This window comes from Nostoc sp. NOS(2021) (assembly GCF_017115025.1).
Lineage (GTDB): Bacteria > Cyanobacteriota > Cyanobacteriia > Cyanobacteriales > Nostocaceae > Nostoc.
In genome coordinates this window covers 22,932-37,162 of the sequence record NZ_JABXKM010000019.1, presented here as the reverse complement: position 1 = coordinate 37,162, position 14,231 = coordinate 22,932, and the positions used below count along the sequence as shown (strand labels likewise).

The following is a 14,231-nucleotide window of genomic DNA, read 5'->3' as shown; positions in this document are numbered from 1 at the left end:
GGAGACTTTGACGTAAGTCAAAGGCGGGGTGGGGTTCTTTTTTTGATTTATGCAAGAAGTCTTTTGTTCAAAAGTAATCAAAGGGCAATAGTCTGATAACTCCTCTTTTGAGTTACTTCAAAACTAAGTACGTCTATTGAGTTAATTTACGTTGTTTTACTTAACTATCCCTTAAAAGTTTATCAAACCCAGATAAAAACGCTGAAAATACTTAGATTTACAGTTTCTTGATAAAAATAGGTATATTACAAAGAAATGGAAAATTCTACATACTAAAGGGTGGAAATTGCCCACTTTTATGCTATCGAGAGACTAACCGCGCTTTAATTTCAAAGCTTCAGCAGCCGATACACCCTCCCCCTGAGTGCCGAAATACCACAAAGCTGTAGCAGCTTCAGCACGAGTTACTGGTTTTTTAGGTTGAAACAGAGTCGTATAACCAAACACCCGCCTAATATTCGATTGTTCGCTATTCTGGTAATCAGCCAAGACTGCTCTTAAAGCCTTGGGGTCAATTCGCGTTGCGTCTTGGAAACCCCAGGTTTGTTTGACCGCATCTAAGTTAGCAGAGGGTAAAGCTTGGCGAGTATCTAGGGGTAATTTCCACAGTAGCAACTGTTCCCGCGTTAGGGGTGCATCAGGACGAAACAAAACTACTGTAGAATCTCCAGATAAAGGACTGGGAATTAACCCAGCTTCGGCTAATCCCTGAATTGCTGGAAAATCAGGGTCTTTTGCCGACACATCACTAAAAGCTGATTGAGTGCTTTCTGATGCCAAGCGAATTTGTTTAGCTGGATTGCTGGCATATATAGCATTGTTAGCAGCAATTAGCCAACGGGCGTATTCCCGATGTGTAACGATTTTACTGGGTTCAAACTGGTTAGTTGTGGTAGTGGAGTTGCTCTTAGTTGCCTTTGGTTCTAGAGACAAAACACCTAATGCAGCCAAGTCTTGGATGTGTTGCCGCCATTCTTGCGGCACCTTGTTCAGATCGTTGAATGCCTGAGATTCAGGTGTGGCTGTAGGAGTTGTTTGATTATTAGCCGTGCTTGGTGGCTGTGCTGCCAAATTTGCAGGTGGTACCGGGCCAATGAACTGTGGATTGCCTGGTTGAGGAACAGCGTTAGTAGTTTCGTTAGGATTTGTAGTTGGGGTAGGTTGTGCCGTTGCAGTACTATTCGGTACGTACTCAATCAGTAATTCAGTGGCTGTTTGGGGTTGATTAGGTGTGGCGTTAGTAACTGATTTCGGCTGAATGGAAACCTTCAACAGCAAATCGTTACGACGTGCCTCAAAAGCACCTCCGGCATCATCTGTTGGCTGTTGTAAAATATGCCAGTTATTTGTTTGAAACTGACTGCGATAAAAGCTAGCAATAAAGTTGCTGGGGTCAGAACTCAACCAACGAGTTGAGACTCTGTTTTCTGAGCCGCTAGCAGGTGTAACTTCCTGTAGTTTGGCATTGGAATATAGTGGAATATCTTTAGGAAAATCAGCTGGTAACTGAATTGTTGATTGGTTTTGCTGTGCTTGCGGTTGGTTAACCTGAGATTCTCCAAAGACAGCTGGATTGTTTTGCAGCTTAGGATCTGCCGCCAAAGATTGCTCAAGGTTTTTGGCGACTGGACTGTTAGCACAGGCTGTTAACGAAGTGAGTAGAACAGCCCAAATTAGAAATACAGCTGGACGTTTACAGGGAAGCACAGGAAATCACAAATTGAGTTTCAATTCCTACCCTAGCGCAGACTGTTCATTAAATGGGATTGGGGCATTGGGCATTGCTTCCCTTGCTTCCCCTGCTTTTCTTCGTATTCGTGAAGATGATGATATCTCAAAAAATTAGTAAACGGTAGCAAAAAGCTACCGTGTTGTCTTTGTTTTACAGCCATTAGGTTTTATTCCCATGCTTATTTATAGATTTCCCTAAAATTCTGACAAACTAACATTTTCGGAAAAAAAATACAAATAAATCTGGAACGCTTGCTAGATATGAGTTTTGTGATTTTGGTACTCTAAGCTATTACTCCACTACTGGGATTATGACAGGTTAAGTAAGTAGGCAAGAATAAATCATGCTAAAGGCTCCTATGTTCAGCCGTCTCTGCTGTAGGAGGGGTGGTAAGTCCTAAACTTGGGCGAAAGTCTAAGTTTAGGCACTCCCCTTTGATTACAGAAACCGACACTGTACAAGGCAAGCTCAAAGTCAGTGTGGGTAGTTCACTCTCCTTCAAGATGCACTAGCAGTCAGGCGATGCCGAAGGCGGGCAAAGCCTACGCCAAGCAACTAAAGTGATAGACTAGGACTAAAGCCCCCCTTAGCCTCACCCAAGGAGGGGAATGGATAAAGTTTGCTAACGCTGGCTTACAATCGATTCTGGAAATTATTCATCTGACGATGGTAAGCTGAGTAAAGCAATAGCTGGAAAATGCCAGTATTAAGCAATTCCAGGAACTTGGCGTAAGTTCGTTATTCTTGGCGAATGGGGTCATAGGCAAAGCAATCAAGTGTTGCAACAGTTTCCCTAATATCTGTTAGCTATGGCTGTTTCCCAATCATCAGTAGGATTGGGTAGAGACAAAAAAGACACTTCATCGGATGCACTGGCGGTTGAGAAAACCCTCTAGAAACTTGGTCTGAACAGTTAACAGCTTGCTGATAGAGTAGATACAATTAGCATCTGCGTTTGCTTAGGCGATCGCTTGTTCAAAGCGAGAACTCGAATTGACATGGTGCTGCACTAGCCGATTTGACATAATATTAAACCTTTCACCTGCTGGCTCTGGCGAAAATTTTGATTCAGGGCAAATTAAGACTTATATTCAAGGGCAAGGGTGTTTCTTGGAGATGAAGTTAGCCAAAAAGGGGCAAAAGGCAGCAAAAAGATATGTCTGATGTCAAAAACGCAGTTCTGATAAGAGTATGAAAATCTAAAATAGATATTAAATTGAAGAAAAAACAACGACCATCGACAACCGTCAGTCCATTTTACTTTCTGTAAAGCGTCACCGGGTTGTTACGAGTGCTGAAACACGATTACATGCAAGTTTCCCAGGATCAGCCTATTTATTCTGAGGCTCCACTCCAGCTGTTACTGTTTGTCGATGGACGCCCCAAGTCCCGACAACAGGTGCAGCGAATACGTGCTTACTTAAAAGAATTGCAGGCTGAGTATAGTTTTGAACTTCAAATTATCGATGTTGGACAACAACCTTACTTAGCAGAACATTTTAAATTGATCGCAACGCCAGCTTTAATCAAAATTCATCCCGAACCACAACAGGTTCTGGCTGGGAGTAATATAGTAGCACAATTGCAAAACTGGTGGCCTCGCTGGCAAGCCGCTGTAGATGCCTACTTAAAATTACAAGAAGACTTACAAGAACGTATAGATGATAATGCTAGAGTGACATCACCCAAATCCACTATCCGTTCAGTTGCTGTTTCTGCTGAACTAATCCGACTCTCAGACGAAATTTTTCGCTTGAAACAGGAAAAAGATCACCTCCAAGAGCAGCTACAGTTTAAAGATCGGGTAATTGCGATGCTGGCACACGATCTCCGCAATCCGCTAACTGCTGTCGCGATCGCCATAGAAACTCTCCAATCTAACTACAATTTAGATACAGGGGAATTCCAGCGCCTCAAACCATCCATGACGGCCCATCTACTAAAACAAGCCCGCAATCAAACTAAGATCATTGATCGGATGATTGCCGATCTTTTGCAGGTAGGTCGTGGCAAAGATACAGAGTTTCCTATTTTACCACAAAAAGTACAGCTGGGTAAACTGTGTTTAGATGTACTGGAAGAATTGTGCGATCGCTACACCGCCAAATCCCAAGAGGTAGAAACGGATATTCCCAATGACTTACCATACGTATATGCTGACCCAGAACGCATCCGCCAAGTGCTAGTAAATTTGTTGGATAATGCCATCAAATACACCCCAGAAGGTGGCAAGATTAGCGTTGGCGGATTACACCGCACTACCCAAAAAGTTCAGTTTAGTATTGGCGATAATGGGCCTGGTATTCCTGTAGAGAATCGCGATCGCATCTTTGAAAACCACTTCCGCCTGCAACGGGATGAAGGTACAGAAGGTTACGGCATTGGTCTTTGTTTATGCCAACGCATCATCCTGGCACATTATGGCCAAATTTGGGTGGACTCTGCCCCCAATAACGGAGCATGGTTCCACTTCACACTGCCAGTTTATCCTTCTTAGGTATTGGGTATTGGGCATTCACAAATGACAAATGACAAATGACAATTAAGAACTTGAGATAAAGCGATCGCGCCCCCCGGCCTTTGCTTGGTAGAGTGCTTTATCTGCCCGCACAATCAAATCTAAAGGTGAGGATTCCCAAGTGGGGACAACAGTCGCCATGCCCATACTGAGGGTGACATACTGACTCACCGCAGAACCGTCATGAACAATTTGCAAATCTTTGATTCCTGCTTGTATCGCTGCGGCAACGTGAACTGCGCCAGATGCAGGGGTGTTTGGCATAATCACAGCAAATTCTTCGCCACCATAACGGGCTACTAAATCCTGATGTTTTTGGGCCTTAACGCTTAAGACAGCACCCACCTTTTGTAAACAGACATCTCCAGCAGGATGGCCATATTTATCGTTATAAAATTTAAAAAAGTCGATATCACACAAAATCATTGACAAGGGAGATTCCTTTTGTATGAGATCAATCCACTGATTATTGAGATAACCGTCAAAGCAGCGGCGATTTGCCAACTCAGTTAAGCCATCTACATTGGCGAGATGGTGGAAAGCTTGGATTGTAGCCTTTAATTCTTTGTAAACCTGCGCTTGCTTTAGCAATTCGCGCAACCGATGGCGGAATACAGTTAAATTTATTGGCTTAGTGACGTAATCAGTCGCCCCTACTTTAAAAGCCTTCTTTACGGATTCCTCATCGTCCAAGCATGTGATCATCAATATGGGAGTGCGCTCCCACATCTTGGAGATCATAGTATTGTTAAAGCCCGAGTCAGTATCAAAGGGTGCAGGGGCTAGTATTATATTATTAATCGCAATCTTGTGCAACTCCTGACAGCAGGTAAAGCCATCCATCACAGGCATTACAGCATCTAGCAAAACTATATCGGGTTTGAGAGCCTCGTAAGCATCTAAACATTGTTTACCATCATTGACTTCGACCACTCGATAACCTTCTTGTTCCATAGCTTTACGCAACAACACTCGCATGGTCTTGTCATCATCAGCCACTAAAATCAGTGGTGGTTGCTTAGAAACAGAAAATGGGCTTATGCCTGACATGAGTTGCCTTCCACTTGCGGGACTATCCTGAAAAAGGCTGTACAACTCAATCGCATGGGGGCGATCGCTCTTTTCATCAATGCCAGGATTTGTGGCAAAGGTGTGTCTGGCTTCACAATCAAATGTTTTTTGACAATAGACTGCTCAATCTTACTGAGCCAAGCAAGCGGTAGATAACTAAGTTGCATAGACAATCTATAATTGGAACACGAACGCAATTGTTACCTTTTTGTTCGGCTATGGTTATAGGAGGAAATGTTACTTTTATATTTCCCCATTGTTAAAGTCAAATTGCGATTTTTTTGAGAATTGCAAATGCACACCTTAATTATTTAGTTTTGGAGTTAGTTTATAAACCTAGTGAGACAGGGCAAAGCAATTGCCAAAGTGCGCTCAGAAGATAGCTAATACTAAATACTAATATCACCTGACTTAAATTTATTTAGTCTATTCGCAAGGCTTACGGAGGTTTAGTATAATTACATAAGATTGAGATTAAACTTGGTGCAAAGCTTTATTTTCCAGTGAATCAGGGTTAAGAAGTTAAGTAATAATTCTTATTTCATTAGATTCAGTATATTTAGTTAAATTAAAATTAGGTCGTTTCTTCTGAAATACGGCAATTTATTAGCTAATGTTAGATAAATATAGATATACTAAATTAAGATTAATATTTGGAACAATAAATCCTATAATTACTTCACAGACAACACATAAAACCATCATCTTCTTGGGTACACAAACAACCAGAAGTTCTTACAAAAAAAATCAAAACCTATTTAAATTCACTAAATCTTTAAAATGCCAGACCCATTAATGTATCAGCAAGATCACTTTGTTGTTCTAGAAACAAATCAACCAGAACAATTTCTGACACCATCAGAATTATTAGAAAAGCTCAAAAAAACTCTCCAACAACTCATAATTCAAGATTTGCCACCTGACTTGCAAAAGTTTGATACTGCGGAAGCTCAAGCACAATATTTACTCGACACCAGCTGCGAATTAGATATTGGTATTGGGCAATATTTGCAGTGGTATGCAGTTCGTTTAGAAAAGTAACTTTTGGGTCAGTGGTTAATAGAAAAATGTATTAATTCGGCGATTCCTTAAAAGTGTGTCACACAACTCAAAGCAATGCCTAGTTTACCGCACTTCTCTACGAGACGCTGCGCGAACGGCAAGGCTCAGTGGCCGCCGTAGGCATCGCCTCTAACTCTCAGATGAAAGGATACCGACAAGCACTCGTACTAAATCTTCTAAACCTTCAGGAACACGGTAAAGTTTAATATCTTCTGCAACCCGCTTATCTTCTCTATGAAGAGTACCAAATTTCCAGTCATCTCCATTGGTAACTGCTCCATATAAAATAGCTTTTTCATGATCTAGGGACTGATCAAGAGCTATTAATTCTACTGCTAGCTGTGTAAACCCTCTTCTGATATCTGATTGTTTTGCTTCAATCACCAATAGGGAGTTAGATTTATGTAAGTAATAATCTAAAGTACCTTTGAGTTTTTCATTGACATTAATCGGATACTCACTATATAGTTGAGCCTTTGTCTGATCGCATATTTCAGCAAGGATAGGTGCAATTAAAAATTCTCGTATTGATATCTCAGCGATTGGGTTAAAAAGCTTTATATTACGCTGCAAATAATTTTTTAAAAATTCTAAATAGCTCAGTTCAGCAAAGTATCTTGGTAATTCTAGCTCTGTGCGATCGTAACTGTACTCAAACTCAGCCAGTATGTCTATTGTTGGATTGGGCAACAAAAAGTATTGACTAAAAGTGTAACTTTGCTCAGGGTTTAAAATTCTATATTTGCTCATGATTTTTTCTCGTCTACGAACCACATCGGAGATATGATGATTGGGATATCATTGAGCAATGCGCTACCGAAACTCCCACGGCATTATTGGATTGGACTGATACTATAAAAAGCTTTAATGTGGGTAACGACAAGTTATAAAGCAATGGAGTTTTGGTAGCGATAATTTTTGTTATTGACTATTGACTAGTGACCCTTTTTGAGTGTTTATCAGTGCTAGTTCAACTTTATTTTCAAATGGCTGCGTTATTTGAATCTCCAATCCAGGGCCAAAATAGTTGGTCATTTTTTCCTGCTTTTTTTGCCATACATCAATTGGTATTAGCGGTGAATCAAATTCTAAAATTAGGACATAGCTCCCATTAACTTCTGTTTCTCGCAACCCTGTGACTATTGGCCGTTCCTGGTCTGTGGGACTCAAACCCAGAAAAGAAAGTGTTGTATCTAGATGAGCATCTTGACCGTAGCAATATCGGGTGATGTCTTTGCGAATTTTATTTTGAGTATCAGTTGCTTGCTGCTGGCGCAGTATCAATGCTGACGGTGACGTAGTTTGGCTAAAGGGTACTGGCTTAAGTTCATTAGCTTTCAGCGCCAGCCCTCCCAACAATAGAGGAATCCCGTAAAAAAATCCGACAAGATTGAGTGTGGCATTATTAGCAGCATAAGCGACAAAGCCAATGATGGTTAATATGCCGCCGATAGTTAAACCGAGTGTTCCCAAAGAGATTTGGCGTAACATGAGCTTCAATTAGTATAAATTATTAATACCTCAGTTTTATTATCATCGGCTATGACTAACAAATTAGGGAAGACTATTAACTTAAGTCAGTAAGTAGGTGGTATAAATAAACAAAATACATAGATCCCCGACTTCTTAGAGAAGTCGGGGATCTATCTCCTGAGCGTTTGATGTTTAATTAGGTTGACCTAGCTTAGTGCCCCAGAATGTTGGATTTTGAGTTAACTTTAAAATTAAAGGTAGTTAAAGATAGGAAAAAAATAATGGATCTACAGACTATAAAAGAACGAATTGTCACAGTTAAAAGTAAACGCGAGTACCTGTTAAGCCTACTGGAGCAACCAAACCTGGGAACTTTGAGAGTTGACGTAAATCAGGCTTTAGAAGAACTGGATGAATTAATTGATGAATTTAGACGCACCATTCCGGTAGAATAGAAATTATCAAAAATTGCGTCGGTTTAACCGTAAACTTCAGGTTGTACCGACGCTTCTCAGTACTATCATGTCCTCAAATCCCCAGAATTGAACTAAGCCTGAGTTGTCAAAGCAACATAGCTGTATCATTTATCCTGCAACTGAACCATCTCCTGTACGCTGACCTAATTGCCTAACTAAGGCAATAAGTTCGCTTGTCGGTACATCTTTCTTGCAAACGTCATCAAAGCTAGACATTGCCTTTGTTCCCTGAAAATTTACGTCTTCCACTGAGGAGTAAGCAAGGATCTGGGTGTTCGGAGATATAGCTTTAATGTGACTAGACGCACTCCAGCCATCCATGACTGGCATTTGTAAATCTAGAACAATCACGTCAGGATGGCAACGTTTAACCATTTCTATAGCTTCTTCACCATTACTGGCTAAACCTACTACTTGAATATTTTCCTGGCAAGAAAAAATCAATTGTAAGGTTAAACGAGTCAGTTCGTGGTCATCAACTACTAGAACACGCAAGGTAGAAAGCTCACAGGATAACATTAACATTGAGGGGAAAGACAAATTTATTCAGAATAACCTTTCCAGTTTATGAGAACAAGTGCCAGCACTGACTCTATCCTATGGTTGAATAACTTGTGTGAACCCATGACAAACAACTTAGATAACTTATCAAAAAATTAAAGTTTTCTAAAAAAACTAAGTTGAGCTAGTTGTCAAGGTAGAAATAACTTATTTTTTAATCAATCAGGTTTGAGGCTACACCAGTTGAGCGTAATGCCATATTCATGAGAATTTTTTGTGAATTGGCTTCTGGAGAATCATCATAGGGACGCCGTTGAATGTAAGTGCCATCAGCTTGTAATTCCCAAGCTTGGCGATTATCTGCGAGCATAATTCCCATAATTTCTTGCAAATCTTTGGCAATATCAGGGTCTTTGACTGGGGTAATTACTTCCACTCGGCGATCTAGATTGCGGCGCATCCAGTCGGCACTGCCGATATAGATTTCCTCCTGTGTATTGTTATGAAAATAATAAATCCGAGAGTGTTCTAAAAAGCGACCGACAATGCTGATTATGTGAATGTTTTCACTAATGTCTTTGAGTCCTGGGCGTAAACAACAAACGCCCCTGATAATTAAGTCGATTTGCACTCCGGCGCGGGAAGCTTCATATAAAGTGGCGATGATTTCTGGATCGACTAGGGCATTCATTTTGGCAACAATGCGTCCAGTAAATCCATTTTGAACATTTTCGATTTCGCGGTGAATTAGTGCCAAAAAGCGATCGCGCATATTCACAGGCGCAACCAGCAACTCTCGATAAGACTTTTGTCGTGAGTAGCCTGTCAAGAAATTAAATAAATCTGTGATGTCAGCACCCAATTCTTCACGGCAACTGAACAATCCTAAATCTGTATACAGCCGTGCCGTTTTGGGGTTATAGTTACCAGTGCCAATATGCACATAGCGACGTATCCGGTCTTTTTCGCGCCGTACCACCATCACAGTCTTACTATGGGTTTTCAGCCCCACTAGACCATAAACAACATGAACTCCAACTCTTTCTAGTCGTTTTGCCCAGTAAATATTATTCTCCTCATCAAATCGCGCCTTTAATTCCACCAGCACGGATACCTGCTTGCCATTTTCGGCGGCGGCAATTAAAGCGTTGACTATGGGCGAGTCACCAGAAGTCCGGTAAAGGGTCATCTTGATGGCTAACACATTCGGATCGTAGGCAGCATGGGTAATAAAACGCACTACTGTAGCCGAAAAGGATTGATAAGGATGGTGTACTAGCAAATCCTTTTCCCGAATCACAGCAAAAAAGTCTTTTCCTTCGTCCGTCTCCAGCGCATCTGGATCTAAAGTCGGTTCCCTCAACCTTTGCAGGCGTAATGGTACAACAGATTGGCGTGGTGGATCTTTGAGTTCCGGCAATGGCAAGGCCATAAAATACATCAAATCCCGCAGGCCCAAAAGTCCGTCTACTTCGTAAAGATCACTTTCTGTTAATTCCAAATCATGCAATAATCGCGATCGCACTGTTTCAGGAGTCTGGGATTGAATTTCTAGCCGGACTGGACTCCCACCCAGCCGCCGTTTTCGCAATTCCTGTTCGATCGCTAACAATAGGTCATCTGCCTCATCTTCTTCTAATACTAAATCAGCGTCACGGGTAATGCGAAACGGATGATATTCTTGAATATTCATTCCTGGAAATAGAGATTCCAAATTATGAGCGATCGCTTGTTCTAAAGGTACTCCAGTCCAGTGAGCAGGTTTGTCGTTGTCCACAGTTCGCAACTCAGGCGGTATCGGTAAAAATCGTGGTAAAACACTGGGGACTTTGACTCTGGCAAAGAATTCTTCTTCGGTGTCTGGGTTTTTGACTACAACAGCCAAATTCAGACTGAGATTAGAAATAAAAGGAAAGGGATGACTGGGATCAACAGCCAGGGGAGTCAAAACTGGAAAGACTTGTTCTTCAAAATAACTGTTGAGATGAGTCCGCTGTTTTTGATTCAAATCTATGTAATCTAGGATATGGATGCCATGATTTACTAGTAGGGGACGAAGTACTTGCTCAAAATGTTGGTGCTGCTTCTTGACGTGGGGAGTGAGGGTAGACCTAATATCGTCTAGCTGTTGTTGTGGTGTGCGACCATCGGAAGTTAACAGGGTGACTTTCGCCTCTACTTGTTGCTTTAAACCAGCAACGCGCACCATGAAAAACTCATCTAAATTAGAGTTGAAGATTGCTAAAAACTTGAGGCGTTCGAGAAGGGGCGTGCGATCGTCACAGGCTTCATGTAACACCCTGCCATTAAATTCTAACCAGCTTAACTCTCGGTTAAGATAATATTGTGGATCGCTGAGATTGATGGGGGTAGCGCTTTTTTTAGATTTTGCCATAATGACTAAGGGCAGGCAGATGTAGCCCATTTAACTGGGGGACAATAAACATATTAAGTTAAATGGTGCATAGAGGCGAAGCAGCTTTTCGGGGAGTCGAAAAAGGGAACTTCATTTGTCCTTAGTTTCCTTCGTTGTTCTGGCAAACGGCAATTGCAGATTTTGGTCATAGAGGAAATCTTTGTCAATGGTGATCTCGCGTGTAGGTAAGTTACTGTTATTTGTGATCCCATCTTGAGGCGGAATTCGCAAAATGTACTTACCAACTGGAACTGCATCTAGACGATAAAGACCAAATTCGTCACTTGCAGATGTAGAAATTCTTTTACCCTCAGCATTGATGAGTTCTACCTCTATTTCTGGTATTGGCTTACCTGCGGCATCTGTAATTCGTCCTGCTAAACCATATTCTACTTTGACAGGGAAATCTAACTTAGTCACAGCAGAGTTTGCTACCTCAGCCACTACGCTAGTTTTCTTGATGGAAAGTTCTACAGGTAGCTGGTCTGGGTCGAATTGAACTATATAAACACCTTCGGGCAAATTACCGACAAAGAAATTCCCTTGAGCGTCGATCGCAGATCCGCCAAAACTTTGATTGCGGTTATTGAACACCTGGATATTAGATCCACTCAGGTCAAAGCCTTTTCTACCGCCTTCAACGATCACCCGCCCAGCAATTCCACCCCGATCTTTGCCCAGAGATGTATATTCTGATGGCGTTATTCTCCCACCTGCAAAAGATAAATCTGATACTAATGATATTGTTAAGCGATTCTCGCCAATACCCCCATAAATACTCTGATATCTAGAAGGAATGCCCTCATAGTCAACTCTCGCAAATAAACCCGGAATTAGCCGCATACTACCGCCCACAACTGGCCCGACTTCTCCATCTCTATATCCTACTCCTAACCGCCAGCTCAAACCTGAAAAACTGGGCGCGTTACGATTGAGTGTCAAAGTGTAACGAGTAGGCAAATCACCGCCAGATTCAGTTCCGAAAGATACTAAATATTCTCGGCTCAGATTCTGGCTAAAATCTGTTGAGTATATATCACCAGACGAGGTAAAAGACAGCCTGCTATTTGGTGTTGCTTGATAGAAAGCGTTAAATAAATAGCGTCCTAAAACATCCGGTCTACCGCTTAAAGATAACTGGGGAAAAGGATGTAACGAAAAAGTCGGCAAAATGTAATTAGCTGAATTACTCTGGTCTTGAAAACTACGCCCAATCAACCCCAAAGTAAAATTATTGCTAAACCTATAGTTAGCTTCCAAACTATGTTGAATATAATCCCGTGATTGACTGCTATACCAATAGCCAGATGGATATAATTCCGAATTACCGATAATTTGTAACCGATTTAACTCAATATCCAAATCCGCTGTATAGCCGAGTTGACCATGAGAAGTGCCAACACTAGCAGCTAGAATCACTGGATTTGCCAAGCGCCAAGCAAACCCTGCTTGCGCTTGCGTTGTGTCAGGGAGTATTTGCACTGCTCCTTCCAACGTTAAATCATTGGAAATACCTTGACGCACCTGATAGAATCCTACAAGCTTGCCTGAGTCAGATGAACTGTAATCTTCAAATAAAGTATTCTGGATAGTGTTACCACTGAATCCAACACCTGCTAATTGAACATTTCCACCAGATGGCAGCAATAAATCAGAAACATTAAGTCTTAAAGAACGAATTTCTTTTGGTACATTCGGATTATTCCGGTCATAAATATAAAGTTCAATTTCATTAGATTGACTACCAGGTAAATTTACATCTATAAATTCATATTTTCCACTAAATCCTACCTGCTGTTGAGCAACAACAATGCCACTAACTCTTAACTGAACAAAACTTGTGGGAGGAACTATCCCCCGAAATGTTTGTGTGGCTTGGGAACGTCTGGGCAAAAGCTCATTTGCGCCATAACTATTATTAAATCTATTAATGGGCAGGTTAGTATAACCAACTTGCAATCCTGTGAGATTTATATTCGTTAGTAGGTTATGCAGCCCAATTTGTTGCCGACCTATTTGATAGAGAAATTGTCCTGTGCGTTTAAAGAAATAATATTCAGTCACATCTGGCTGATTGACGAAATTATTATCTAGACGCACACGCCATGAACCACCTGCTAAACGTCCTCCTATAAGAGTAGAACTACTCAAACTGTTATTTCCAGAATTGCTGTAAAAGTTTAACTCTTCTCTGAAAGTTGATAATCCACTGCTGGGAGGTACAACTTCCGGTAGCAGATCAGCGGCTTTAGTGCTTAAATCACCGCTATTTCTGCGCCAGGGTAAATCAACAATTAAAGCTAAATCTGAAGAATTTAACTTAATATATGTAGCTAATTTCTCTTTCAATAAAGTATCGCTAATATAAGAGATACCTTTAATTTGCTGTAACTCATTTTCGGCGAGTATAACTACCCCTGATGGCGTTTTTAGCTTGAGTCCTTCGCTAGTTGGTTCAACAGTAAACCCAGCAATTTGTGCAAAATCTAATAATGGGATTAATAGAGTATTTCCATCTCGCACAACATCTAGGCTACCAACTTCTTGGTTGTTGATAATTACCGCGAGTAATAAATTTTTTGCTTCTGCTATCGTATTTTCAGTAGCAGTATTCGGCAAAGCATTGTTTTTGTCTATTGAGGTTTCTGAAGCTTTATCATTATCGCTGGTAGCAGATGGTTTGGCGAGTAATTGAGGTTTTACAGTTTGGGTAAGTACTTCTTTAGCAAGTTGTTTATTAGCACAGAGTTCCTGTGAGCTAGTTGGAGAAAATTCAGCAGGTAAGGTTTCTGGTGGGGTAGGAGTTGCGATCGCTCCTACAATTATTCTCTTTTCTTTGCTAATAGAAGCATCTACTGGCTTCTGGCAAGAGATATCCTCTAAATGTGCAATCGTAGCTGTTGGGGAAGGTGTTGGAGTTTGGTAGATCATAGCTTAACTACAAAAATTTTCATCGGCAACTTAAGACAATTCTTAGCTGCG

Annotated in this window: 12 protein-coding genes; 3 read left to right on the top strand and 9 right to left on the bottom strand. The window is 41.1% G+C overall.

The window, feature by feature from the left end:
- Positions 1–312 precede the first annotated feature (312 nt).
- The gene (locus tag HWQ41_RS01115; protein ID WP_292759107.1) at positions 313–1,707 is read right to left on the bottom strand and encodes an S-layer homology domain-containing protein; all 1,395 of its coding nucleotides are present in this window, start codon (positions 1,705–1,707) and stop codon (positions 313–315) included.
- Between the two features lie 32 nt (positions 1,708–1,739).
- Positions 1,740–1,892: a hypothetical protein gene (locus tag HWQ41_RS01110; RefSeq protein ID WP_292759105.1), complete on the bottom strand. Its 153-nt coding sequence runs from the start codon at positions 1,890–1,892 to the stop codon at positions 1,740–1,742.
- A 1,131-nt stretch (positions 1,893–3,023) separates the two neighbouring features.
- On the opposite strand from HWQ41_RS01110, the gene HWQ41_RS01105 reads away from it, so the two are divergent.
- Complete coding sequence (locus tag HWQ41_RS01105) at positions 3,024–4,229, top strand: histidine kinase (protein ID WP_292759102.1); 1,206 nt, start codon at positions 3,024–3,026, stop codon at positions 4,227–4,229.
- A 45-nt stretch (positions 4,230–4,274) separates the two neighbouring features.
- Here the strand turns inward: HWQ41_RS01105 and HWQ41_RS01100 are convergent, their stop codons facing one another.
- The gene (locus tag HWQ41_RS01100; RefSeq protein WP_292759099.1) at positions 4,275–5,300 is read right to left on the bottom strand and encodes a PleD family two-component system response regulator; all 1,026 of its coding nucleotides are present in this window, start codon (positions 5,298–5,300) and stop codon (positions 4,275–4,277) included.
- Positions 5,288–5,488, bottom strand: coding sequence for a hypothetical protein (locus tag HWQ41_RS01095; RefSeq protein ID WP_292759096.1), 201 nt, complete (start codon positions 5,486–5,488; stop codon positions 5,288–5,290). Before HWQ41_RS01095 ends, HWQ41_RS01100 begins: the two co-directional genes overlap by 13 nt.
- 613 nt (positions 5,489–6,101) lie before the next feature.
- Between HWQ41_RS01095 and HWQ41_RS01090 the strand changes: the two genes are divergently transcribed.
- Complete coding sequence (locus HWQ41_RS01090; RefSeq protein ID WP_292759094.1) at positions 6,102–6,362, top strand: chlororespiratory reduction protein 7; 261 nt, start codon at positions 6,102–6,104, stop codon at positions 6,360–6,362.
- Positions 6,363–6,512: 150 nt separating this feature from the next.
- On the opposite strand, the gene HWQ41_RS01085 is transcribed toward HWQ41_RS01090, so the two are convergent.
- On the bottom strand, positions 6,513–7,133 hold the full coding sequence (locus HWQ41_RS01085; RefSeq protein ID WP_292759091.1) for a hypothetical protein: 621 nt from the start codon (positions 7,131–7,133) through the stop codon (positions 6,513–6,515).
- A 171-nt stretch (positions 7,134–7,304) separates the two neighbouring features.
- Positions 7,305–7,874 carry a DUF2854 domain-containing protein gene (locus HWQ41_RS01080; RefSeq protein ID WP_292759088.1) on the bottom strand — a complete coding sequence of 190 codons (570 nt, stop codon included), beginning with the start codon at positions 7,872–7,874 and terminating at the stop codon, positions 7,305–7,307.
- Positions 7,875–8,137: 263 nt separating this feature from the next.
- On the opposite strand from HWQ41_RS01080, the gene HWQ41_RS01075 reads away from it, so the two are divergent.
- On the top strand, positions 8,138–8,311 hold the full coding sequence (locus tag HWQ41_RS01075) for a hypothetical protein (RefSeq protein ID WP_292759086.1): 174 nt from the start codon (positions 8,138–8,140) through the stop codon (positions 8,309–8,311).
- Between the two features lie 129 nt (positions 8,312–8,440).
- Here HWQ41_RS01075 and HWQ41_RS01070 read toward each other — a convergent pair whose 3' ends face one another.
- From HWQ41_RS01070 to HWQ41_RS01060, 3 genes are all read right to left on the bottom strand, one after another.
- The gene (locus tag HWQ41_RS01070; RefSeq protein ID WP_292759112.1) at positions 8,441–8,857 is read right to left on the bottom strand and encodes a response regulator transcription factor; all 417 of its coding nucleotides are present in this window, start codon (positions 8,855–8,857) and stop codon (positions 8,441–8,443) included.
- Between the two features lie 190 nt (positions 8,858–9,047).
- Complete coding sequence (gene ppk1, locus HWQ41_RS01065) at positions 9,048–11,228, bottom strand: polyphosphate kinase 1 (RefSeq protein WP_292759083.1); 2,181 nt, start codon at positions 11,226–11,228, stop codon at positions 9,048–9,050.
- Between the two features lie 111 nt (positions 11,229–11,339).
- Positions 11,340–14,180 carry a carboxypeptidase regulatory-like domain-containing protein gene (locus tag HWQ41_RS01060; protein WP_292759080.1) on the bottom strand — a complete coding sequence of 947 codons (2,841 nt, stop codon included), beginning with the start codon at positions 14,178–14,180 and terminating at the stop codon, positions 11,340–11,342.
- Between the last annotated feature and the right edge of the window lie 51 nt (positions 14,181–14,231).

Coding starts and splice junctions, on each gene's coding strand:
- HWQ41_RS01100 (WP_292759099.1), bottom strand. CDS start 5,300: ATGTCAGGCATAAGCCCATTTTCTGTTTCTAAGCAACCACCACTGATT.
- HWQ41_RS01110 (WP_292759105.1), bottom strand. CDS start 1,892: ATGGCTGTAAAACAAAGACAACACGGTAGCTTTTTGCTACCGTTTACT.
- HWQ41_RS01060 (WP_292759080.1), bottom strand. CDS start 14,180: ATGATCTACCAAACTCCAACACCTTCCCCAACAGCTACGATTGCACAT.
- HWQ41_RS01070 (WP_292759112.1), bottom strand. CDS start 8,857: ATGTTAATGTTATCCTGTGAGCTTTCTACCTTGCGTGTTCTAGTAGTT.
- HWQ41_RS01095 (WP_292759096.1), bottom strand. CDS start 5,488: ATGCAACTTAGTTATCTACCGCTTGCTTGGCTCAGTAAGATTGAGCAG.
- ppk1 (WP_292759083.1), bottom strand. CDS start 11,228: ATGGCAAAATCTAAAAAAAGCGCTACCCCCATCAATCTCAGCGATCCA.
- HWQ41_RS01085 (WP_292759091.1), bottom strand. CDS start 7,133: ATGAGCAAATATAGAATTTTAAACCCTGAGCAAAGTTACACTTTTAGT.
- HWQ41_RS01080 (WP_292759088.1), bottom strand. CDS start 7,874: ATGTTACGCCAAATCTCTTTGGGAACACTCGGTTTAACTATCGGCGGC.
- HWQ41_RS01075 (WP_292759086.1), top strand. CDS start 8,138: ATGGATCTACAGACTATAAAAGAACGAATTGTCACAGTTAAAAGTAAA.
- HWQ41_RS01090 (WP_292759094.1), top strand. CDS start 6,102: ATGCCAGACCCATTAATGTATCAGCAAGATCACTTTGTTGTTCTAGAA.